Origin of the sequence: Hymenobacter duratus (assembly GCF_014698995.1) — a bacterium.
Taxonomy (GTDB): domain Bacteria; phylum Bacteroidota; class Bacteroidia; order Cytophagales; family Hymenobacteraceae; genus Hymenobacter; species Hymenobacter duratus.
This window is the reverse complement of the sequence record NZ_JACWZZ010000001.1, coordinates 1,560,076-1,582,108: the sequence shown is the minus strand read 5'-3', so window position 1 is coordinate 1,582,108 and position 22,033 is coordinate 1,560,076. Positions and strand designations below refer to the sequence as shown.

Here is a 22,033-nt window from a genome sequence, read left to right as displayed (position 1 = left end):
TTGTGAGTAGGCCGGAAACCTATTCAATCTTGTTCATACGCTCCTTCACGGCTTCCAGCGCCACGCGCATGTTCACAATGTCGGTGCGGGCTGCTTCCTGCTCTTTCAGATTCAGGTCGATGAGGTTGTTGTACTGCAGCAATTCGGCGGCGTTCTGCGCCAGCTGCTGCTGAATTTCGGCCTTTTTCAGCTTGTTTTTTTCGATGTCTTTCTTGATGGCGTCCGACTTCTGAATCACGGCCATGTGGTTATCCTGCGACGATAACAGGGAGCGTTCAGCCTGTGCCACCTGCACCGCCAAGTCTTCCCGGTACAGCATACGGGCGAAATCCTTCAGGTATTTCTCCGCCGATTTCCACTGAACTGGCGTGGCATCTTTGCCCAGGTACGCATTGCCCAGGTCAATCGACCACCACACCGACGTGCCGGTTGGAGTAGCGTCGATTTTGCTGATAACCCGGATAGGGGTTTTGGAAATGTCCTCGATAACCACTCCATCCATGGAGTAAACGCCTTTATCAGCCTTTACTTTGCTGCCGAACTGGGTATCAAGCTGCTTTTTCCAGGATTCGTCAACCCGCTTGCTGTCCAGCTGAATAGTCACTCGTTGGCCTTTACGCGGAATGCCTTTGATGGCCATTTCTGTTTCGTCGACGGGTGACTTCTGCGCGTAGCCAGCCACCGTCAGCACAAACATCAGCAGAGAGAGGAGTACGCCTTTTTTCATGTGTATGAAGTAATTAAAAGAAAGGGAAGTCTCAGTTATGTCCGGTTTTGGTAATCCGGCTCACCAAATTTAACTACAGTCCTATCATCTCGCTAGGCCGCCTCTCCTTTTTTTTACCCTAATTTTATTTTTATTCAATAGGTTATATTATATATTGTTTAACTACAAATAATACTATTTACTACTGCTTATCCGCGTTCTTCGTCCAGCCGCTCATCTTCGTAGAACAAACAAACTTTCTGTCTCCCTGTTGACCTCAACTATGCCCGTAACCGTCTGCCGCAAAGAGCACTTCAATGCCGCCCACCGCCTGCACAATCCCGCCTGGAGCGACGAGCAGAACCAGCGTGTGTTTGGCAAATGCAACAACCCCCACTATCATGGCCACAACTACGAGCTTATTGTTCGGCTGACCGGCGAGACAGACCCTGAAACCGGGTATGTCTATGATATGAAGCGGCTGAGTGACCTCATCAAACGCGAGATTCTGGATACCTTTGACCACCGGAATCTGAATCTGGATACGGAAGAATTTCGCCATCTTAATCCTACCGCCGAAAACATAGCGGTAGTCATCTGGAACCGGCTGCGCCAGCACCTCGCCGCGCCGCTGGCCCTCTCAGTCACGCTATATGAGACTGAGCGCAATTTTGTAGAATACCATGGATAATGCCGTGCCCGTTTCGGGCAGCAACCTGCGCCCTGCCGACGCACACCTGCCCGCCGATTTACATACCCCGCTTCGGGCTGACGCCTTTGTGCTGAGTGACGAGGAGAAAATTGCGGGCATTACAGACCACTTCCGCGAAATCATGCAGTTGCTGGGCCTCGACCTCACGGACGACAGCTTGGCAGGTACGCCCCGGCGCGTCGCCAAAATGTACGTGCAGGAGTGGTTCCGGGGCCTGCACCCGGAACACCGCCCCGAGGTACGGCTGTTCGACAACCGCTACCAATACGGCCAGATGCTGCTGGAGCGCGACATCACGCTTTTTTCCTGCTGTGAGCACCACTTTGTGCCCATTATCGGGAAGGCGCACGTGGCCTACCTGCCCGGCGAAAACGTGGTGGGCCTGAGCAAGCTCAACCGGGTGGTGCAGTACTATGCCCGCCGCCCGCAGGTGCAGGAACGCCTCACGCGCCAGATTGCGGAGGAGCTGAAGCAGAGCCTGCACACCGACAATGTAGCCGTACTGATTGAGGCAGATCACCTGTGCGTCATGAGCCGCGGCGTGAATGATACGAGCAGTTCCACCATTACGGCAGAGTACAGTGGAGCATTCGGGACGGATGCCACACTACGCGCCGAATTTTTGCGGCTGATAGGCAAATAACGCTGTTGGCAATTACGCGTAAGCTGTTAGCTTTCGGCCTGATTTACTTCTGCACTGCCCCGTATACTTTATTCTGCTACCCTCTGCTGCCCCTACAGCAAACAGCCTCTTCCTAATGTCCCGAAAAGTCCTCATCAGCGGCGGTACCGGCATGATTGGCACCCGCCTTGCCGAGATGCTCATTGATGCCGGCTACGAAGTGGCTTTGCTCAGCCGCCAGCCAGCAACCAGCCACTACCGCAGTTTTCGCTGGGACCCGAGTGCGGGGGTAATTGATGAAGCGGCAGTACCGTATGCCGACTACATCATCAACCTGGCCGGCTCCAGCGTCTCGGAAGGCAAATGGACGGATGAGCGTAAGCGCGACATCATGACCAGCCGCCTCGGCGGCACAACGCTACTGGCACGGGAACTGGCCAAGCCAAACCACCATGTCCGCACATTTATCTCGGCCTCTGCCATCGGGATTTATGGCGACAGCGCCGACCGGGTGGTAAACGAGGAAACGCCCCCCGCCCCGGCCGCCGACTTCCTGGCCGACGTGTCGCGGCAATGGGAACTAGCCGCGCAGGATGTAGATAAACTAGGGATTCGTACCGTTATTTCGCGCATCGGCATCGTGCTCAGCCCCGAAGGCGGCGCACTGGTGCCGCTGGCCCGTACCGTAAAAATGATGGCCGGAGCCGCGCTGGGTTCGGGCCGGCAGTTCATGTCCTGGATTCACCTCGACGACCTGTGCCGACTGCTAATTCAGATGCTGGAAGAGCCACAGTGGCAGGGCACCTACAATGCCGTATCGCCGCACCCGGTCACGAATCAGGAATTCACCGAAACCCTGGCCGCGGTACTTCACCGCCCGCTGGTGCTGCCCAAAGTACCGGAATTTGCCCTGAACCTAATGATGGGCGAGATGAGCGAGATTGTGCTGGCCTCCCAACGCGTCAGCGCTGAAAAGGTACTACGGCAGGGCTTCACGTTCGAATATCCCCACTTGAAGGCGGCGCTGGAGTCGTTTTATGGCGAAGGCTAAGCGAAAAGCAAATGGTGTCGTGCAGTCCCTCTACAAACTATCCGGCACCGCTACGGCACCACTATTGAGGTTTTCCAGCAGATTGTCCACCACAATGGAATCGACTGGCTCTACGCGGCGGCGGGGCGCCTCCGTGACACAGACGTACTTGCGCGTAATCTTGCCAGGGTATTTTGGAAACGGCCCCATGGTGATACCCAAATCCTGGTCCTGGTAAACTTTCTCCATGAATTTGCCAAAGATAGGCAGTGCTGTACGGCCCCCTTCGCCCTGCTGTGAGCCCTGAAAGTGGATACTCCGGTCTTCGCCGCCCACCCATACACCGGTCACAAGGTCCTTGGTAACGCCCATGTACCAGCCGTCGGAATAGTTGGAAGTGGTGCCGGTTTTGCCGCCTATCTGGTTGTTCTTTTTCCACAGTTCGTAGTCCCACAGTGCCTGTGAGGTACCACCGGGCTCTTCCATGCCGCCTTTCAGCATGTAGAGCATTAGCCACGCCGTTTCCGACGGAATAGCGCGCCGCTGCCTCGGGTCGAACTGCTTGATGACGTTGCCGTTGCGGTCCTCGATGCGCGTCACAATCAGCGGCTCCGACTGGAAGCCCTGGTTCACGAACGTGCTGTAGGCATTCACCATTTCGTACACGCTCACGTCGCCGCCCGAGCCCAGGCCAATGCTGGGCACCGACAGCAACGGGCTCTTGATGCCGACTTTGTGGGCATATTTGGCCACGTTTTCCCAGCCTACGCGCTCCGTGAGCTGAGCCGTGACGGAGTTTACCGAACGGGCCATGGCGTGCCGCAGCGTCATGTTGCTGCCGGTGTACTCGCGGGTCACGTTGTCGGGCTTCCACTCCATGTTTTTGCCGTTCTCCACGTACTTGATGGTTACCCGTTCATCCCGAATCCGGTCGCAGGGCGAGTAGCCATTATCAAGAGCCGTGAGGTAAACGAAGGGCTTGAAGGTGGAACCGGCCTGGCGGCGGCCCTGCTTCACATGGTCGTACTGGAAGAAGCGGTAGTTGAGGCCGCCCACCCAGGCCTTGATGTGGCCCGTGAACGGGTCCATAGTCATCATGCCGGCGTGCAGGAAATGCTTGTAGTAGGCCAGCGAATCAAGTGGAGAAAGCAGCAGCGTGGTGTCGCCGTCGCCTTTCCAGGTGAATACCTTGGTAGGATGCTTGGCATTGAGAGCCGCTTCCAGCAGGTCGGGGCGGCCTTTGTAGCGGGCGGCCAGCTCCTTGTACTGTTCCGTACGCTTCATCTGGGTTTCGATGAAGTTGGGAATCTCCTTGCCATCCTCGTCTACCCACGGATTGGAGTCCCGGTTGCGCCAGAAATTGTCGAACTGCTTTTGTAGCCGTTGCATCCGGTCCTGCACCGACTCCTCGGCATACTGCTGCATGCGCGAGTCGATGGTGGTGTATATTTTCAGGCCGTCACGGTACATGTCGTAGCCGTTTTTCTCGCACCACGCATTCACAAACTGGCTTACGGCGCCCCGGAAGTAGGTAGGCGGGCCATCAATGTGCTTTTCTACCTGGTATTTGAGGGCAATAGGCTGCTGCTGCAAGCCAGCTACTTCGGCTTTGGGCAGAAATCCGGCCTGCCCCATACGCGTCAGCACCAGGTTGCGGCGCTTCAGGGCGGCTTCGGGATGAAAACGGGGGTTGTAGGCCGTGGGATTATTGAGCATACCCACCAGCATAGCCGCCTGGTCGGCGGTGAGGCTGTCGGGCGAGGTGCTGTAGAAGGTTTTGGCGGCTACTTTAACGCCGTACGCCTTCGAGCCATACTCTACAGTGTTAAAATACATCCGCAGAATTTCCTCCTTGGTGTAGCGCCGCTCCAGCTCCACGGCGGTCAGCCATTCCTTGGTTTTGCTGACCAGCGTGCTTACCACCGGAATGTAGCCCAGGCCCCCGCGCGTTTCGCCGCGGCGGGTGTTGTACAGGTTTTTGGCCAACTGCTGCGTGATAGTGGAGCCGCCGCCGCTCTTGTTGCCGGTGATGACGCCGGTAGCGGCGCGGGCCAGCGCCGTCAGGTCGATGCCGGAGTGGTCGTAGAAACGGATGTCTTCGGTGGCAATCAGGGCCTTGATAAGCAGCGGCGACATTTTGCTCAGCGGCACCGGCACCCGGTTTTCGCGGAAATACTTACCGATAAGCACCCCGTCGGCAGTATAAATTTCGGAGGGTTGCTCCACCTTCGGGTCCTCCAGCTCCTCCAGGCTCGGCGACTTACCGAACAGGAACATAAAGTTCATGCTGACCAGGATGGGATACAGCAGGAAAGTACCCACGCCCACCACAAAAACAGCCCAGAATGCCCGCGCCAGGCGGTTCGACCAAGGCCGGCGCGGCCGGGGGGTATCAGGAGTTTTCGGAGCTTTCGGAGCGGACATGCAGGGTGGTTTGTTCGGCAGGCTTCCAGAGAAGCAGCCAAAGGAACCACAAATATACCAGATAGGTGCCGTGCAAAACAGCACGCCTCCGGCTGGCGCCTGCTGTGAGCAGTCGGTCGGCGGCTTCTGCCGGATGGGTTAAATAAGCTTACAGGGTAGCCAGCAAATCAGCGCCCTGCCCCGACCACAGCATCATCACGGAGAAAATAGCCCCCAGCATCACCAGTAGCAGAAAGCTGGTAAGGGGCACTACACCTACCAGGCGCTGCCGGCGAATGGCCGCCGACGGGGCCCGTTCCTGCCAGGTGAGGACGGTGGCCAGGGCCGCTACGGCTCCGCCACATATCAAAAACACCACAAACGTAAGGAAGCACTGAAGCAACATAAACTACACTAGCAAAAGGTGGGGCAGGCCTAATAAGCGGGTCAGATACTATACAAGACCGGTAGAGCGGCCAGAAGGCTTCTCTGCATAACCATTTATTTTCTGCTTATCCCAACATTTTGCTGTTTTGTCCGTAACGGCGGCATTTTCTTTCCCACACCGCTTCTTACAGCAGTATCATCACGCCTAGCACTAGTAGTAGGAGCAACAGGCCAGTGGCACCAGCGGCGGCCAGATACCATAGCATGCGCCACCCCGAATGCTCCAGACTGCCTGCTACTCGCCACAGCCACCATACGCCCAATAGTGGCACAGCCAAGGCACAGGCCGCCGCCATGCCTCGTGCCACTTGTACTGCAGTAGGTGTATTAGGAAAAAGCTCTTTCTCCAGCTTGATACTGAAGAAAGCGCCCACAAGTAGGCCCAACACCCACCACAGGGAAGTAGGCAGCAGCCTGAGGGCACGGGCGGCAAAAGCTTGAAGTTCGTTCATGATGAAGCGGAACAAGGAGAAATGCCCACAGACTCTAGCCGAAGAAACTGTCGCCATCAGCACGGGGCTCGAACTCGAATGACACTTGAGAAAGCAGCAGTAATAACACCGCTACAAGCGCCTGCATAATTCCTATCAGGAGCAGTACAGCGGCACCCGCCCGTAGTAGCCCGCACCAAACATCGTTGGTAGCACGGCGCGCAACGGCCTGCCGCATCAGGTGGCTAGCCAGAAACGGAAACAGCAGCATACTCGGGACGCCAAGCCATAGGATCAGCAGGTTGATAACCGGGAAGCCGTAGCTTGGCGAGGGCAGCAGCTTGCTCACGACGATACTCAGCCCGCCCAGCACCGAAACCCACCGGAACAGCCGCTCTGCTATGGTGGCATCGGCTGGCCACATCAGGTGGCGCCAACTCATATAGGCTGCGCGCTTTCCTGCGCCTCATAAAATCCTATCTGGTCGCGTAGTTGCTCTACTTGCTGCGTAGCGTATTCCGTGAGGCTCCAGTGGCGGACGGGTAGCGTGTGCCGGCCCCGGCGGAAGTGCTCCGTTAGCTCCGGCCACAACTCCGGCGTAAGCAGCGCTAGAGCCAGAAACCCGATGCAGGTAATGGAATAGTCGCCGTTGCCGAGCATAAAGGCTTTCAGCTTCAACTCGTCTTCCGGGGTCATATCGTAGCCGAGCAACACATGCTTGAGGTCGTGATTTTCGTAGTGCGGAATCAGCTGCAGATTGTAGCGGGCCAGGATGTCGGCTACGCCGCGGCCTAGCGTGCCGGGCGGCAACGCTTGTAGCTCCGTCAGCTGCACCTGCGTGTTGTTGCAGCCATAGAGGCGCTGAAAAACCGGAATCAGAAACGACGTGCGGGCGTGCTCGATGGTGTTGCGTGCCAAACGCTGATACAGGTTCAGCGAGGGAGTTTTAGGAGTAGGAAGCATGATTATGTAAAAGCTGGAAATGATACACGAAGCAATAGCCGAGGTCTGCGGCAGCAGGGCAGTCAGAGACCTTGGAAAAGCCCTTCGCTGGAACCGCTAAAAGCCACGGCTAGCAACCCGATAAACCCTAGCAGAAGCACCCACGCCGCATGAAATGCCAGGCAGAGCAGCAGCACAAGGGTGCTAGTAGTATCGGGGCGCGTGCTTTTCCATAGTGGCCGGGTTGCCCAGCGGAACACACTATAGTTGCTGCCCAGCACTAGTAGCGCGCAGGTCCAGTAACTGTATAAAACCTGCGCAACCAGCCGGTATTTTGGGGCTTCCTGGAGCGGCCACCAGTCCATATTCCATACCCATAGCACGGCGCATACGGCTACCAGTACACTCAGCGCATGTCCCGCCGAAGGCGCTCCTTGCGGCTGGGGCTGCCAGCCCGATTGCAACATTTCATCTGGCACGATTTCCATATAGCAGCAGAACTAGAGGCTAGCCAACGCCTCCGCTCCTTGCGGCGACCACAGCATCATCAGAGAGAAAATAGTACCCAGCAGCACCAGCAGCAGCACGCTGGTGGCGGGCAACACCGCACGCAGCAGGCGCTGGCGGCGCGAATCGGGGTCGGCGGCGCGCTCCTGCCACGTTAGCAGAACGGCTAGCGCTGCCACATCACCGGCACAAATGAGCAGCGCCACGAGAGTAAGCGAAAGTTGGAGAAGCATAGCTTGCGAGGAATAAGTCAGGTGAAATAGTGGCAGCCGGTTATTGTGCCAGTTCCTGGTAGGCCTGCCAGTCGGCGTAGGTGTAGCTGGGCCAGTTGCGGGCCTGCTGCGCGGCCCGGAAATCCTGGAGGCGCTGGCGCAGGCGTTTGGCCGCTTCGGTAGGCTCCAGCTTGGTCCAGGTGCCATCGTAGATTTCGTGCACGAGCTGGCGCTGGGGCAGCACGTCCTGGTGGGCGGCGAGTATAGGCAGCACCCGGTCGGGCATATCGAGCAGAAAGCCGTAGTCGAGGGTTTGCAGCTCGGGTCGCAGGTTGTAGCGCGCAATCCAGATTTCCCAGTTTCCCACCGCAAAGCCCAGCAGCAGCACATAGGCGGCCAGCGCGTTCAGGCGCACCAGCGAATAGGCCGAGCGGCGCTGCCAGATTTTGAGCAGCACGGTTGCGAGACCAAAGAAGGTCAGCAGCAAAAAGCCGTACACCCCAATGCGCTTATAAGCCAGCCCTGTGTGCAGAATGTAATAGTAGTTGCGCAGCCCCACCGACACGGCCAGTACGGCATTCTGCACCACCCACACCGTGGCTAAGGTGCGCAGCACCGGCAGGCCCGCCTGGTAGAAATTGAGGTTGCGGCGGAAAAACCACAGCACAATGCCCATGGCCACCAGAATGCTCAGAATCAGCACATAGGTGCCCTCGTGCACGAATTGGGTGAGGTCGAAGCCGGGGGCAGGTTCGAAGCCAAACCACAGCCAGTTGATATCAATGGCATTCACGGCGAGCAGTAGCACATTTACGAGCACCAGCAGGCTCAGAGCAATCAGATACTCCTTGCGCAGATCAAGCGCCCGGAAACGTTGCTCGCGGAAATCGGGGCGGCGCACGGCAAAGGAAGCTACCCGGTCGCGCTGCCGCTGAATGAACTCGCCGAAGCGTGACTCACTATCGGCGAAATAATGAACCGGCACGAGTACCAGCGCGGCTCCGGTCAGGCACAAGCCCAACAGGAAAAACAGCAGATGCGGTACCGAGAACTGTGAAAACAGCAGCTCCAGCCACTTACCCACAACATCCAGAACCTGGCCGGCCGCGGCTTCATAGCGTGGATTGGCAATGAGAAACAGTACGTGAAATACCCCCAGCGCCAGCAACGGCACCCCCAGCAGGCGGCCATAAAACCAGGCGCGGTTGGCGCGGCCTCCCAGGTTGCCGGGCAGCCGCAACAGGCGCAGCAACCCCGGCACGGCCTGCATACCGCTACCCAGCGCGGTGCCCAGGGCATATACTACCAGCTTCAGATGCGGCTGATTTACGTAGCCCAGCCACACCACTAACGACGCCACACACGCCAAACGAGCCGCTCCGGAGCCATACCAGGCCACTGCTACCGCACTCAGCAACGTGCCGGCCAGCGTAAGCCAGAAGTATCCGGAGCGCCACTGCGGTGCATACCGCGGCAGCCCGGCCAGCACTACTCCTACCACCAGCAGCGTGTAGAGCAGCATGTTCAGGGCCATCCGCTCGTGCCAGAACAACAGGTCGAATAGCACGGCGCCGAGCGGCAGCGCCACTTTCTGCAGAGTAGTAAGCGTGAGACGGGGCGCTGACAGTGCAGCATCAGGCGCAAATCGGGAGCCTGCAACCGGAATGGAAGTATTCATTGCTCTGGGTATTAGTTTATGTTTTTGGTAATAAGTGGCGGCTGACTCATCAGGACTTACTCAAAAAAAAATTTAAAGAACTTTGCATTTCAAAGTTAAAGGGCAAAAAAATTAGCTTCCACCACGAAGAAGCTTTTCCAAAGCTGCCAAATGATCCTGAAAAGCGCCTTTACCTTCCGTAGAGGCGGTATAAGTCGTGTTGGGCTTCTTGCCCACAAACTGCTTGCTGACCTGCACATAGCCTGCTTTTTCCAGCGCGGCTACGTGGCTGGCCAGGTTGCCGTCGGTGAGGTCGAGAGCTTCCTTTAGTTCATTGAAGCTTACGGCATCATTCGCCATGAGCACGGCCATCACGCCCAGCCGCACGCGGTGGTCAAAAGCTTTATTGAGCGTGTGGATGACGTGTTTCAAGAATGCTGGTTTGCTGATTGTCGATTGATAATTGTTGAGTGCTGGGTGCTGGGTGCTGGGTGCTGGGTGAAGGCGGTGCCTGGATTTTACCATCTTCCGTCAGCACCTTCTCCGCAGCATCCGCCTCATTTACGCTCGTAGCGGTTGTACATCAGCAGGCCGTAGCCGATGTGCCCCAGCCCGAATCCGAGCGCAAAGAACAACAATCCGGCCCCCGGCAGCAACATGGCAGCTAGCCCAAGTGCTATCTGGGTGAGGCCCAGCCACCTGATTTCGTCGAGCGTGTACTTGCTGGCGTTGAGCAGGGCCAGCCCATAGAACAGCAGCATGCCCGGTATCACCAGGCTCACGGCCCCACGCACGAACAGCGCTAGGCAAAACAAGCCGCCCGCCACCAGCGGAATGGCCAGGCTCATGGCCAGCCGCCGGCCCAGCGTGTTCCAGAGCCCCGTGCCTGTCCGGCGGGCGCGGCGCAAGGTAAAAAAAATGGCCACGGCCAGCGCGGCCCCAATCATGGCGGCGGCCAGCGCCATCAGGTAGGGCAGTACCAACGTGCGCTCCTGCTCGGTACTTTCCAGCAGCCGCAGATACCCCCGGTCGCCGTATTCGTGGCGCAAAAACCAGTGCCCGGCACCGGCGCCAGCCAAGGCCACCACGCCCGCTCCTACCCCGCTCAGGCCACTGAGCGAAATGAAACGGGAAGAACGTTCCATAATGGCCCGAATCTCGGTAAGCTGGGCTAAGGGGTCAACGGCTGGCTTCATCATTTTCAAAAAGCACTTTGTATTGCAAAGCAAAGTAAAGTTTTTCTTCTTCGCAAGCACTGCTCTATATTAATTCTATGAAACACGACTCCTGGACGCTGGCCAAGCGACACTTTTGGCTTTCGTGGTGGTGGGGACTACTGCTCTTAGGAGCTATTTTCCTGTTTTTTCTGTCATTCTACTACCAACCCAACAGGCTGCTACGCTTCTTTGAGGACCTGCCTACCACCTTTGTTATTCTACTCCTGTTGGCCGGAGTGCCGGCCTTACTGGGCAATCTGGTGCGGCTGCGACTGATGCACCGGGTGTTCCGTGTGGCAACTTCCACTGCCGGGCTGCTGCTCCGAACGGCGCTGGTATTCGAAGGAGTTGTAGCGGCTTTCTGGGGATTCTGGCAGTTGTATCGGCAGTCCGGCCTGAGCATTCCTTTCGTATTTGACGTTCCAATAATGCAGCGGATTGACGGCAGCCTGGTTCTGTTTTTCGGCCTGAGCCTGCCGTGGCTGGTAGCGTCGGTGGCAGCGGCGTGGCGGTTGGGCCTGAGCCAGGTGGGCGTGGCGCGGCGGGCCGCTGTCAGCGGGTAGTGGCCTACCTAATCATAAGTGGCCCTTTTTTTGTGCCGGGTTGCCTTCAGAGTAGTTTCCCCAACACACTTTATTTCTATGGCTGACATGCTTCCCCGAATAGCGCGCACGATGTGTTTCGCTTTTTTTGCCTTGCTTGGCGCCAGTAGCTGCAGAAAGGAAGAGCCGGCTTCCCTGGAAGGTCGCTGGGACCTGACGGGTGCCTCGCTGCAGTACTACGACGCCGCTGACAAGCGCATTTATGTGCAGAAACGGACACCTAGCCCTTCTCCGACGCCCACAGTTATATCGGCTTCTTCAATAATTAACTACCGTACGGCCGATACCCGCTATGCCCCGCTGGTGTTTGCTCAGCAAGGCCGCCAACTAACCTTCTACTTTCAGGAAGGCGCCGGCATTCCGCTAGAGGAGCGTACTGTGCTACGCTTATCGGAGAAGAGCTTGACGCTGAAATGGCGGCATCGAAGCGCTGCAAACGGCTCTTATATTATTGAAGAAGACAACTACACCCGCAAGACTGGCTACTGATGGCAGGAAAAGCTTTCCGGCCTTCAGTTGGCGGCCTGCTATAGCCTAAAGTCACGTCGGCTGGGTTCTGCGTATGTTCGGGGGTGAAACTACGCCTCCAGCTGTTCGAGTTTGAAGACCTGCCCTGGTTTCCTGCAGTCGTGCGGGCGGGCATGATGGACTACCTGCGCTTCATGATTTCGGCGCTGGGCACGTATCAGCCTGTTGTGCCGCTGCTGCGCGGGGCGCTGCAGAAAACCGGCCGTGCCCCGCACTTGCTGGAGCTATGCGCCGGCGCGGGTGGCGGCACCGAAGGCGTGTTGCGCAGTCTGCGCGAGAGTGGCCTTCCAAATGCTCAGGTCACGCTCACTGACTTGTACCCTCAGCCGGCGGCCTGGCAGTTGCTGGCAGCCCGCACGCCAGGCCTTTCTTTTGCGCCTGCCAGTGTAGACGCATTGGCTGTACCGCCTGAGCTGGCCGGATTTCGCACGGTGTTTTCCGCGTTTCATCACTTTTCGCCACCCCAGGCCGAGGCGCTGCTGGCCGATGCCGTGCGGCAGCAGGCCGGAATTGGTGTGTTTGAAGGCGCCGGAAAATCATGGCTGGAAATTCTGCTGGCCTGGACCGTCTTGCCCGTGGCGCAGTTGCTCATCACGCCCTTTATCCGTCCTGTCCGGCTCAGCCGACTGCTATTTACCTATGTAGTGCCGCTCATTCCGCTGTTTACCATCTGGGACGGCACGGTGTCCATCCTGCGCATGTATCCGCCCGAGCAGCTGCTGGCGCTGGCCCGCCGCGCCGACCCGGACGGCCGCTTCCGCTGGCAGGCCGGCAAAGTCCGCCATACCTGGGGCCCGCAGGTAACGTACCTGATTGGGGTGCCGGTGAGTAATTAGTAATTGATAATTAGTAATGAGTAATTGGAGCTTCTTTGGCGCCCAAAACCAGAGCAGCAGGCGTACAAGCCTGTTCAACTGACCTTCGGCTTCTCACTCCCAATTCCTCATTGCTACTTGCTAATCACTAACTACAAAAAGGCCCTGCCGCTGCTGCGGATTCCTTTTTCCGTGTATCTGATGCCCATTTTCTGGTTTGGGCTGAGTGCCCTGCGGGAGCCGATTAGTGGGTGGCGGGCCGGGGGCGCGTTTGTGATATTGCACCTGCTGGCTTACCCGGCTTCCAATGGCTACAATTCCTACTACGACCGGGACGAAGGCAGTATCGGCGGGCTGAAGCATCCGCCCAAAGTATCGGCGGAGCTGCTGCATCTGGTGTACCTGTTCGATGGGCTGGCGGTGCTGGGGGGCGTGCTGCTCAGCCCGTGGTTTGGCCTTCTGGTCGCCATTTACCTGTTGGTTTCGAAAGCCTACAGCTACGAAGGCATCCGGCTCAAGAAGTACCCGCTACTCAGCACGCTGGTGGTGGTGATATTCCAGGGGGCCTTCACGTTTCTGATGACGCAGGTGGGCGCCGGAACTTCCTGGGACGCCATAGCAGAACCTACCAACCTGCTGCTGGCTCTCGTGAGCAGCCTGTTCCTGTGCGGCTCCTACCCGCTCACGCAGGTATACCAGCACCAGGAAGACGCCCGCCGGGGCGACCGAACCCTGAGCCTGTTACTGGGTATCCGGGGCACGTTTGTATTTGCCGCGGGCGGCCTGCTTGCGGGGGCGGCCGTGCTGGCCTATACGCTGTGGCTGCGCCAGGAAATTGGGCATCTGCTCATTTTTCTGGTGGCTACCGGTCCGGTCGTTTTTCTGTTCAGCCGCTGGGCTTGGGCGGTGTGGCGCAACCCGGCGGCCGCCGATTTCGAGCATACCATGCGCATGAATCAGGTATCGTCGGTGTGCCTGAGCGTGGCTTTTATGCTGATGCTACTCTGGTAAAACGGCCGCCTCCCTCCCAGTTGCGCCTCAACACAAGTGAAGCAAACCGCGTATTGGCGCCAGAACTATTCTACCTGCCTCGCTATGCGTACCACGTTGCTTTTTCCGCTTTTCGGCCTGTTGGCTGCCTGCTCCACGCCCGACACGCGGCAGGCCCCAGCCGCCGCCACGCCCGATACCGTAACGCGACTGGAGCCGATGGATACCGCCCGGGCCCGCGCCACCACCCCTCAATCCGATACGCTCAAAACCGTCCGTAGCCGTCATATATTTTCTGCCCCGGCCTCTCCCGATGAGTTTAGGTTGACACTGCGCGGCAAAGACGTGCTAACCGGCGAAATCACCTTCACCATCACAGACGCGGCCGGCCAAGTTATCTTCCGGGAGATACTCACGCCTGCTGATCTGGAAGCCAGCCTGGTGAATGAGATGAAGACGCCCACCGTCACTGCTGCGGAACGCGAAGCGTACGTCCGGCGCCGCATGGACGAATTTTTCGCTGAAAAGAATTTCCGCAGGCCCGCTCTGGCCGCTAAAGACGCCTACCAGGAAGGCGGTGCTGACCGGACTACCTGGGAAGATATCCGGAAGCGGCCCGACGCCATTGGGTTCGTGTACCTGGTTGGCAAGGAAGACCGGCGGCGCATTGCGTATTCTCCCCGCACCAAGCAAGTGGTGCAGCTACCCGGCCTGGGCAGCTAAGCAAGGCCAAACTCCCACGAAAAAGGCGTCTTCTCTACTATGGAGAAGACGCCTTTTGGTTTCTAAAACATGGCGGTGTTTTACCCTGCCTGTTCCAGTGCCTGGCGAAGCCCTTCTGCAAACGTTTCGTAGGGCTGGTAGCCCCGTGCCAGTACGTAGCCCTGGCTTCCAACCCGCAGAATGCTGGTCGGAAAGCCCTGCACCCCGATTTTCGCCACGGCCGCGAATTCCTGGCACGTAGCCAGGGCCGTCTCCGGCAAGGTGAGGCGGTGCAGAAATTCGGCCCCATCAACACCGTAAGCCGTAGCCAGCGGCAGGTAGGTTTTCGGTTCGTTCAGGTCGGCTCCGTCGCGGAAGTAGGCTACCTGGATGTCGTGCGCGAAGCGGGCCGTCTGACTCTGGTTGAGCTGGCGAAACACGTTGATAGCCCAGCTGGGCGGCTCCGAGTCCTGCACGTAGCTGCCTTCCTCTCCCAGTGCCCGAAACGCAGCCCCGAACTCTACACCCGTAACCCGCTCCACCTGCTGCAGCGCCCCACTGATGTACTGCCAGTCGTGGCGGATAGGGCCTGCCTGCTCGCCCAGCACCATGCCCCCGCACAGCACCGACACATCCAGCCGCCCCGCAAACTCCTGCTGCACCCGCTGTATGACAGGGCTCATGCCGTAGCACCAGCCGCAGAGCGGATCAAACAGGTAAAGCAGTTCGGGACGGTCAGGGGTTGATTGGATGGGGGGCATGCGGATGAGTTGTAGAATTGGATGAAGCGCAAGCGGTTAAAGAAGAACGTCATGCTGAGCTTGCCGAAGCATCTCTACCACTGGCTAATCAAAAAATTAGCACTGTGGCAGAGATGCTTCGGCAAGCTCAGCATGACGTTCTTTCTACATTTTTAAACGCCTTCTAGCCGTTCATAGCCAGCAGAAACTCGCTGTTGTCCTTGGTACCTTTCATGCGGTCCTTGAGGAACTCCATGGCTTCGGCAGGCGTCATGTCGGCCATGAACTTGCGCAGCACCCAGATGCGGCTCAGCTCCTCGCGGCTCATGAGCAGGTCTTCGCGGCGCGTACCGGAAGCCGGCACGTCGATGGCCGGGAAAATGCGCTTGTTGGCCAGCTTGCGGTCCAGCTGCAGCTCCATATTGCCGGTACCCTTGAATTCCTCGAAGATTACCTCGTCCATTTTGGAGCCGGTTTCGATGAGGGCAGTGGCAATGATGGTGAGCGAGCCGCCATTTTCCACGTTGCGGGCCGCCCCGAAGAAACGCTTGGGCTTGTGCAGCGCATTGGCATCCACACCACCCGACAGAATCTTGCCGGAAGCGGGCTGCACGGTGTTGTAGGCCCGCGCCAGACGCGTAATCGAGTCGAGCAGAATCACAACGTCGTGGCCGCACTCTACGAGGCGCTTGGCCTTGTCCAGCGCAATGCTGGCAATTTTCACGTGGCGGTCGGCGGTTTCGTCGAAGGTGGAGCTGAGCACTTCGGCTTTCACCGAGCGGGCCATATCCGTTACTTCTTCCGGGCGTTCATCAATCAGCAGAATCATCAGGTACACCTCAGGATGGTTTTCGCTGATGGCGTTGGCAATTTCCTGCAGCAGCACCGTTTTACCGGTTTTGGGCTGCGCCACAATCAGGCCCCGCTGGCCTTTGCCAATGGGGGCAAACAGGTCCAGAATGCGGGTGCTGTACTGGCTTGATTTGGTGGAAAGCTTCAGGCGCTCCTCCGCGAAAAGCGGCGTGAGGCTGCTGAAAGGCACCCGGTCACGGGCTTCTTCCACAGCCCGTCCGTTGATGGTCTCTACCCCAACCAGCGCAAAGTACTTCTCCCCTTCACGCGGCGGACGAATGGTGCATTTTACCGTGTCGCCGGCTTTCAGCGAGAACTGCTTTACCTGCTGCGGCGCCACATAAATGTCGTCGGGCGAGGAAAGGTAGTTGTAGAACGGGCTGCGCAGGAAACCGTAGCCACCGTCGGGCATCATTTCCAGTGTGCCCTCGCCTTCTATCACAATATCAAACTCGTTGCGGGGACGCTGCTGAGGCTGTTGCTGCTGGCCGGCGCCTTCCTGGCGCTGCTGCCGCTGCTGCTCCCGGGCGGCGTAGCGGTCCTCGCGGCGCTGCTCCCGGTCGGGGCGGTTGCTGTCGCGCTCCGGGCGCAGGCCATCCCGCTCTGTGCGGTCCGTGCGGGGCTGGTCGCGCAACGGGCGGTTTGGGTCCCGCTCCGGGCGGTCCGTACGCGGCGGCTGGTCGGTACGTAAGTCGCGCGCAATATCTGTTGGACGGGCCACGTCGCTGCTACCGTTGCGCAGGTCGCGGCCGTCGCGGCCTTCCCGCTCACGGGGCTGGTCACGCAGGGGCCGCGCCAGGTCCTGGCGCTCAGGGCGGAAAATACGGGGGGCTGGGGCGGCTTCAGTTGATACGGTTTCCGCCGGGGGTGCTGTTTCTGCCACATCAGCAACGGCCTGAGCCGGAACAGCCATCTGGTCAGAGGCAGCGGTCAGCTCAGCTGCCTGAGCAGGCACCATTGCGGCCGATTCTTCGGCAGCGCCGGCAATGCGGCTGCCACGGCCCGTACTTTCCCGGGTCCGGCGTTCCGGCCGTTGATATGGCTTCACCGGGCGTTCGGCAGCTACTGCCTGCTCAACCACCTCTACGGCGGGTGCCGCAACAGGTGCCGCTACGTCTGTGGCCGCCGGCGCAGGTGCAGCCAGCGACTCGGTAGCTGGCGCAGCAGCCGATTCGGCAATGGTAGCAGTTTTGGCGGCCGGCGCTTTGGCCGCGCGCGACCGGGCCGCTGCGGGCCGGGAGGCCGGCGCAGCCGCAACTTCAGTAGCTACAGGAGCTGCTACGTCAGAAAAGGCTGGCTCCAGCCGCGTTTTGGCAGCTGGCTTTACTTTAAGGGGAAGCTTGTCGGCGGGCAATATGGCCTGCTGATCGAGAATCTTATAAATCAGATCCTGCTTGCTTAGTTTCTTGAAGTTGCCAACGTTGAGTTCTTCCGCAATTTCTTTCAGATCAGAAAGCAAACGGTCTTTTAACTCTTCGATAGTGTACATAAGGGCAATGAGGGGGGGAGGAAAAATCAGGCGGAAGCACAACCAACAGCGGCGCATCGCCGCGAATGTGGCAATGCCCGGGAGCCGCAGCAGCGGCATTCAGCACGGCAGAGAGTCGAAAAGGGTGGTAATGGGCGGGTGGTGCTGGAAAATAACCGCGGGCCGGACAAATGAAACTCATCGACGGGCCCGGCATCAGCAGCCGGCTTACTAGCGCAATGTTAGCGTAATACGGCCGAACTGCCAAACCAGAATACGGATTTTGCAGATTCTACGAATTTCGGAGTAGTTGTTTCGGCTCCAATTCCTGTCTGGCAGGTCCGGCAATGCGGAAAGTGGTTGGAGCGAGTGACTTGAGAACGAGCGAAGGGAAGATTTAGTTGGCGGAGCCGGCAGCATAATTTACCGGCTGAATATACGGCAGCCGTAGAATCTGCGAAATCATTACTCTACTTTTGCCCTGTTACACCCTGCGTTTTCTGCCTTTATGCTGCAAGTTTCCGTCCTGAAAGAACACACCGAGGCCGTGCTGGCGGGCCTGGCCAAGAGAAATTATAAAACTGCCGAAGCCGACGTGCAGGCCATTCTGGCGCTCGACCAGCGGCGGAAAGACCTGCAAACCTCCCACGACTCGGCCCAGGCAGAGGCGAACGAGCTGGCCCGGCAGATTGGCGGCCTCATGAAAGCCGGCAACAAAGCCGAAGCCGAGGCCCTGAAAGCCCGCACCGCCGAGCTCAAGCAGCACACCAAAGCGCACACCGAAGAGCTGGTGGAAGTAGAGAAAGAGCTGCAGCAGGCACTCTACAAGCTGCCGAATCTGCCGCATACCAGCGTGCCGGCCGGTTTTTCGGCCGACGACAACGAAGTAGTGCGCGAAGTGGGCAGCAAGCCGGAGTTGTATGCCGCCGCCAAGCCGCACTGGGACCTGATTGAGCAGTACGACATCATTGATTTCGCGCTGGGCAACAAGATTACCGGAGCCGGCTTCCCGGTATACAAAGGCCAGGGAGCCCGCCTGCAGCGCGCCCTCATCAACTTTTTCCTGGACGAGGCCCGCAATGCCGGCTACACCGAAATTCAGCCGCCGATTCTGGTGAACGAGGCCAGCGGCTACGGCACCGGCCAGCTGCCCGACAAGGAAGGCCAGATGTACCACGCCACCGCCGACGACCTGTATCTGATTCCGACGGCCGAGGTTCCCATCACCAACCTGTACCGCGACGAGATAGTGCCCGTTGAGCAATTGCCCATCCGGAATACCGGCTATACGCCCTGCTTCCGCCGGGAGGCGGGCTCGTGGGGCGCGCACGTGCGCGGCCTCAACCGCCTGCACCAGTTTGATAAAGTGGAAATCGTGCAGATTACGCAGCCGGAGAACAGCTACGCGGCGCTGGAAGGTATGGTAGCGCACATTGAGGGGCTGCTGCAGAAGCTGGGCCTGCCCTACCGCGTGCTGCGCCTCTGCGGCGGCGACATGGGCTTCACCTCGGCCCTCACTTTTGATCTGGAAGTGTGGAGCGCCGCCCAGCAGCGCTGGCTGGAAGTAAGCTCAGCATCCAACTTCGAAACCTACCAGGCCAACCGCCTGAAACTGCGCTACCGCCCCGAAAACGGCAAACCGCAGCTGCTGCACACGCTCAACGGCTCGGCGCTGGCCCTGCCCCGCATCGTGGCCGCCCTGCTCGAAAACAACCAGCAGGAAGACGGCATTCATCTGCCAGAAGTGTTGCACTCCTACTGTGGGTTCAGCAAAATCGGCTAGCCACATGCCTTTTCAGAACAGCCGGGCCCGGCCAACATGCGTTGGTCGGGCCCGGCTGTTTTTAGGCTGACTGCCGCTTGACGGCCTCCTTCCCTACATGAAATCGGTATCGGCCGGGGCCAGCGTGGTGGTGATGCGCAGGCTACTCATGAGTGTTTTCTGCACCGGGCACTTCTGCGAAATAGCTTCCAGCCGCTGGCGCTGCTCCTCGGTAAGGGGCCCTAGCAGGCGAAGCTCTTTCTGCACTTCTTCCAGCATGTGGCTGGGCTGCTCGCACTTTTCGCAGTCCTGCTCGTGCACGCGCTGGTGGCGCAGGCGCACCTCAATACCCTCGAGCGGCCACTTCTTCTGGGTAGCGTAGAGGCGCAGCGTGATGGCCGTGCAGGCCCCCAGCGCCGAAAGTAGCAAGTCGTACGGCGTTGGGCCGCAGTCCTGGCCGCCCACTTCCACGGGCTCATCCACAACCCACGTGTGGCGGCCGGCCTGCACATCGGCCAGCAGTGCCTCCGGACCCACTTTTACCAGTACAGATTTATCGGGAGCTTCCAGCATAGCATAGGCCTGTGGCATGGTGAGGTTGTACATCAGTTCGTCGTTCAGAAAATCCGGATAGCCGCACGGATATGGCTCACACGCGGTTTTGTGAAGGGTACCGCAGGAAAGCCGGCATAGGGGCAGAAACGGCAGGCAGAACGGAAAGATATGGTTTACGGCTGTATCCGACTCACTCATTTTTCAGTTGCTCGCCGGCCCAAGACATAAAAAAAGCTGCCTGGGCAACCCAGGCAGCTTTTGCGGAGAGGCGGTCAGGCCTTTAAAGCAGGATCAGGACTTGGGCGTGTATGGAAATTTCTTCGATGCATTCCGCATCAGCGCGTCAACTACCGTTTCGGGCGAGGTGAAGACCGAGCCGGCAGCCACATAGTCGTATTTCCAGAGCAGCTTGCCTGCTTCAGCCTCGTGAATATTCACCGTGATGTTGGCCTGGTTGGTAGCACCCCATGCACCGGCAATCAGGCCGACGGCTACGGCGGCACCGTCGCTCATGGGCTTGGACGTGCGTACGCTGGTCGTCAGAACGGCATCTACGCCCAGAATCTTGGCCAGCTCCTGTGGCGTGTGGCTCCGGAGCTCAGCCGCCGGAATCTGGCTTTCGCGCAGCCGGGCGTTGGTCTGCATCACATCCTGAAACTGGACAGTATAGCCGCGTTGCTGGCCCCGGCGCAGCAGCCAGGAATAAATTTTTTCCTGAAACTCAACGCCGCTTTTATTTTCCATCTCCACGCGCTGTGCCGGAGTGGTATTTTTCGCCTGGTTCGGGCGAAGCTCCATTGTAACGTAGGCTGGCAGCACGGCTACCGTTTTATGCTTGGGAACATAAGAGCGAAAATCCTGGGCCATATAAATATTGGGCCCACAAGCAGTTAGCGTCAAGGCAAAAAAGGCTACCAACAGGGAGCCCAGAGTAGAAAAGCGCATGTTAAGGAGAGTGATGAAAAAGGAGTGAAAATAGAATTATGCCTGACCAATCAATAGGCAAGTATAGCCATATCCATTTCCATTTCACACTTTTTTCACCGTTTCCTCAAAACCTTTATCGGCCATCCTGCGTTTGAGGCAAATCCAAATCGAATTTGATGTCGCGCATGCACTTGAAATGGCCCTGTGGGCACTTTGCGTAGCCGATTTTGGAGCACGGCCGGCACGAAAGGCCTTGCACCTCCAGCACCCGAAATTCGGTGCGGTACGGGTACATCCCGAACTCAGGGACTGTGTTGCCCCAAACGCTGAAGATTTCCTTACGGAAGGCCGCTGCAATGTGCATCAGGCCGGTATCGTGGCTTACCACCAGGCTGGCCTGCCGCACCAATGAGGCCGATTGGTTGAGGTTGAATTTGCCGCAGGCGTTGTAGATAAGGGTCTTGGGGGCTTGGGGGCTTAGGGGCTTAGCAGGGAAGTAATACGGGCTGTCGGGGATGAGCGGCGCAGGCGCGGGCGACCCGGCTGCGCCTGCGCCGAAGGCCAGCTCGATGATGTGACCAGTACTCTCATCCTCAGGGCCACCGAGCAGCACTACGGGCCGCCGCAGCAGGCCGCATAGCTCGATGATGCGCTCCACAGGCAGCCGCTTGGTGGCGTGCTGCGCCCCGATGGCAAAGGCCACGTAGCCGCGCTGAAACCCGGCCGGCAGCGCGGTAGCCAGGTCTACTTCGTCCTGGGGCGGAATAAAATAATCCAGCCCTTTGCCATCGTTTCTCACGCCCAGCGGCGCGGCCGCCGCCAGATACCGGTCTACGATGTGGACGCGGGGCAGCGTGTTTATTTTCAGATTCACGAGCAGCCACTTGCGGCCGTTCAGCTTATCAAAGCTGGCCGACTTCACGCCCAACTGCGCCTTGAGCAGCGTGGTGCGCAGGTTGTGGTGCAGGTCAATTACGAAATCGAACTGCTCGGCCTTCAATTCGGCCACCAGCTCCCGCAGTGAGCCGGTGAGGCAATGCACCTTATCGATGTAGGGGTTGGCGGCCACGATGCCGCGGTAGCCGGGCTTGGTGCAGAAATGTACCACCGCGCCCGGCACCTGCAGCTTCACGGCCCGCACTACGGGCGTAGTCAGCACAATATCGCCGATGGAGGAAAAGCGCAGAATCAGGATTTTCATGCTTC

At 58.6% G+C, this 22,033-nt stretch carries 24 protein-coding genes; 9 read left to right on the top strand and 15 right to left on the bottom strand.

The window, feature by feature from the left end; genetic code table 11:
• Nucleotides 1-19 precede the first annotated feature (19 nt).
• Nucleotides 20-727 carry a hypothetical protein gene (locus tag IC231_RS06580; RefSeq protein WP_190783708.1) on the bottom strand — a complete coding sequence of 236 codons (708 nt, stop codon included), beginning with the start codon at nt 725-727 and terminating at the stop codon, nt 20-22.
• Nucleotides 728-989: 262 nt separating this feature from the next.
• Here IC231_RS06580 and IC231_RS06575 point away from each other — a divergent pair, with 262 nt between their 5' ends.
• The 3 genes from IC231_RS06575 to IC231_RS06565 all read left to right on the top strand — a co-directional run bounded on the left by IC231_RS06575 (nt 990) and on the right by IC231_RS06565 (nt 3,091).
• Nucleotides 990-1,397, top strand: a complete 408-nt coding sequence (locus tag IC231_RS06575) for a 6-pyruvoyl trahydropterin synthase family protein (RefSeq protein WP_190783707.1) — start codon at nt 990-992, stop codon at nt 1,395-1,397.
• The gene (gene folE, locus IC231_RS06570) at nt 1,390-2,061 is read left to right on the top strand and encodes a GTP cyclohydrolase I FolE (RefSeq protein ID WP_190783706.1); all 672 of its coding nucleotides are present in this window, start codon (nt 1,390-1,392) and stop codon (nt 2,059-2,061) included. The genes IC231_RS06575 and folE overlap by 8 nt, the downstream gene beginning before the upstream one ends.
• Before the next feature lie 115 nt (nt 2,062-2,176).
• Complete coding sequence (locus tag IC231_RS06565) at nt 2,177-3,091, top strand: TIGR01777 family oxidoreductase (RefSeq protein WP_190783705.1); 915 nt, start codon at nt 2,177-2,179, stop codon at nt 3,089-3,091.
• Between the two features lie 30 nt (nt 3,092-3,121).
• Here IC231_RS06565 and IC231_RS06560 read toward each other — a convergent pair whose 3' ends face one another.
• From IC231_RS06560 to IC231_RS06520, 9 genes are all read right to left on the bottom strand, one after another.
• Entirely contained in the window at nt 3,122-5,494 is a 2,373-nt protein-coding gene (locus IC231_RS06560) for a transglycosylase domain-containing protein (protein WP_211538900.1), read from the bottom strand.
• Between the two features lie 148 nt (nt 5,495-5,642).
• Nucleotides 5,643-5,879 (bottom strand): hypothetical protein, encoded by a 237-nt coding sequence (locus tag IC231_RS06555; RefSeq protein WP_190783704.1) that lies wholly within the window; start codon nt 5,877-5,879, stop codon nt 5,643-5,645.
• Between the two features lie 166 nt (nt 5,880-6,045).
• Nucleotides 6,046-6,372, bottom strand: a complete 327-nt coding sequence (locus IC231_RS06550) for a hypothetical protein (RefSeq protein WP_190783703.1) — start codon at nt 6,370-6,372, stop codon at nt 6,046-6,048.
• A gap of 34 nt (nt 6,373-6,406) precedes the next feature.
• Nucleotides 6,407-6,793, bottom strand: coding sequence for a hypothetical protein (locus IC231_RS06545; protein WP_190783702.1), 387 nt, complete (start codon nt 6,791-6,793; stop codon nt 6,407-6,409).
• Nucleotides 6,790-7,314: a hypothetical protein gene (locus IC231_RS06540; protein WP_190783701.1), complete on the bottom strand. Its 525-nt coding sequence runs from the start codon at nt 7,312-7,314 to the stop codon at nt 6,790-6,792. The genes IC231_RS06545 and IC231_RS06540 overlap by 4 nt, the downstream gene beginning before the upstream one ends.
• Nucleotides 7,315-7,793: 479 nt before the next feature.
• Nucleotides 7,794-8,033, bottom strand: coding sequence for a hypothetical protein (locus tag IC231_RS06535; protein WP_190783700.1), 240 nt, complete (start codon nt 8,031-8,033; stop codon nt 7,794-7,796).
• Between the two features lie 40 nt (nt 8,034-8,073).
• Nucleotides 8,074-9,690, bottom strand: a complete 1,617-nt coding sequence (locus tag IC231_RS06530) for a DUF4153 domain-containing protein (protein WP_190783699.1) — start codon at nt 9,688-9,690, stop codon at nt 8,074-8,076.
• A 111-nt stretch (nt 9,691-9,801) separates the two neighbouring features.
• Complete coding sequence (locus IC231_RS06525; protein WP_185889022.1) at nt 9,802-10,101, bottom strand: winged helix-turn-helix domain-containing protein; 300 nt, start codon at nt 10,099-10,101, stop codon at nt 9,802-9,804.
• Nucleotides 10,102-10,226: 125 nt separating this feature from the next.
• Nucleotides 10,227-10,814 (bottom strand): hypothetical protein, encoded by a 588-nt coding sequence (locus IC231_RS06520; protein WP_211538898.1) that lies wholly within the window; start codon nt 10,812-10,814, stop codon nt 10,227-10,229.
• Between the two features lie 128 nt (nt 10,815-10,942).
• Between IC231_RS06520 and IC231_RS06515 the strand changes: the two genes are divergently transcribed.
• The 5 genes from IC231_RS06515 (at nt 10,943) to IC231_RS06495 (ending at nt 14,544) form a co-directional block, all read left to right on the top strand.
• The gene (locus IC231_RS06515; protein ID WP_190783697.1) at nt 10,943-11,449 is read left to right on the top strand and encodes a hypothetical protein; all 507 of its coding nucleotides are present in this window, start codon (nt 10,943-10,945) and stop codon (nt 11,447-11,449) included.
• 87 nt (nt 11,450-11,536) lie between these two features.
• A complete protein-coding gene (locus IC231_RS06510; protein WP_190783696.1) occupies nt 11,537-11,977 on the top strand; it encodes a hypothetical protein in 441 nt (146 codons plus the stop codon).
• A gap of 83 nt (nt 11,978-12,060) precedes the next feature.
• Entirely contained in the window at nt 12,061-12,852 is a 792-nt protein-coding gene (locus IC231_RS06505; protein WP_190783695.1) for a class I SAM-dependent methyltransferase, read from the top strand.
• 117 nt (nt 12,853-12,969) lie between these two features.
• Complete coding sequence (locus IC231_RS06500; RefSeq protein ID WP_190783694.1) at nt 12,970-13,842, top strand: UbiA family prenyltransferase; 873 nt, start codon at nt 12,970-12,972, stop codon at nt 13,840-13,842.
• Between the two features lie 84 nt (nt 13,843-13,926).
• Nucleotides 13,927-14,544, top strand: coding sequence for a hypothetical protein (locus IC231_RS06495; RefSeq protein WP_190783693.1), 618 nt, complete (start codon nt 13,927-13,929; stop codon nt 14,542-14,544).
• Between the two features lie 80 nt (nt 14,545-14,624).
• Here the strand turns inward: IC231_RS06495 and IC231_RS06490 are convergent, their stop codons facing one another.
• Entirely contained in the window at nt 14,625-15,284 is a 660-nt protein-coding gene (locus IC231_RS06490) for a DsbA family protein (RefSeq protein WP_190783692.1), read from the bottom strand.
• 163 nt (nt 15,285-15,447) lie between these two features.
• Entirely contained in the window at nt 15,448-17,604 is a 2,157-nt protein-coding gene (gene rho / locus IC231_RS06485) for a transcription termination factor Rho (protein WP_190783691.1), read from the bottom strand.
• A 487-nt stretch (nt 17,605-18,091) separates the two neighbouring features.
• Here rho and serS point away from each other — a divergent pair, with 487 nt between their 5' ends.
• The gene (gene serS / locus IC231_RS06480) at nt 18,092-19,366 is read left to right on the top strand and encodes a serine--tRNA ligase (RefSeq protein ID WP_190783690.1); all 1,275 of its coding nucleotides are present in this window, start codon (nt 18,092-18,094) and stop codon (nt 19,364-19,366) included.
• Between the two features lie 93 nt (nt 19,367-19,459).
• Here serS and IC231_RS06475 read toward each other — a convergent pair whose 3' ends face one another.
• The 3 genes from IC231_RS06475 to IC231_RS06465 form a co-directional block, all read right to left on the bottom strand.
• Nucleotides 19,460-19,951 (bottom strand): OsmC family protein, encoded by a 492-nt coding sequence (locus IC231_RS06475; protein WP_211538897.1) that lies wholly within the window; start codon nt 19,949-19,951, stop codon nt 19,460-19,462.
• A 240-nt stretch (nt 19,952-20,191) separates the two neighbouring features.
• Nucleotides 20,192-20,845, bottom strand: a complete 654-nt coding sequence (locus IC231_RS06470; protein WP_190783689.1) for a hypothetical protein — start codon at nt 20,843-20,845, stop codon at nt 20,192-20,194.
• 115 nt (nt 20,846-20,960) lie between these two features.
• Entirely contained in the window at nt 20,961-22,028 is a 1,068-nt protein-coding gene (locus IC231_RS06465; RefSeq protein ID WP_190783688.1) for a glycosyltransferase family 9 protein, read from the bottom strand.
• Between the last annotated feature and the right edge of the window lie 5 nt (nt 22,029-22,033).